Here is a 423-nt window from a genome sequence, read left to right on the forward strand (position 1 = left end):
GACAATGGCGAGCGCGTCGACGAGGCCGAGCGGTCGGATACGGTCCTTGCGCGCGACGGTCAGCACATGCGACTGCGCGCCCGAGACCGGGTGCGAGTAGACGGTGCGGCGATCGGTGACGACTATGCTTTCGGCCGTGATCGTCTCCAGGCCCTTGTCGTAGTTGCCGGCGGCGATGGCGCCTTCGATCTTGGCCGTCATCAGCTGCTCGAACACCTCGAACAGCAGATTCTGGGTCTCGATGCGCAACGCCAGCAGGCGATTGAGCCAGGTCGTGATCGGCGGCAGCTCGTCCCGCAAACCACCTTCATCCGTCGTCAGCGACAGCCCGGTCACGGTCTCGAAGGTGGTGAGCGAACAACCTTCGATCTTGCCCTGATGCAGCAGCATGTAGAATTGGCGCAGTGCTGCGCGGGCATAGGG

General features: G+C 63.8%; 1 protein-coding gene. It reads right to left on the minus strand.

The genetic code is table 11. The features are described 5' to 3' along the window. Window positions 1–423, minus strand: a 423-nt coding sequence (locus EN935_RS40295; RefSeq protein WP_164771945.1) for a strawberry notch C-terminal domain-containing protein, incomplete at both ends; no start/stop codon positions are given.

It is taken from the genome of Mesorhizobium sp. M7D.F.Ca.US.004.03.1.1 (assembly GCF_003998635.1).
In the GTDB taxonomy this organism is placed as follows: Bacteria; Pseudomonadota; Alphaproteobacteria; order Rhizobiales; family Rhizobiaceae; genus Mesorhizobium; species Mesorhizobium loti.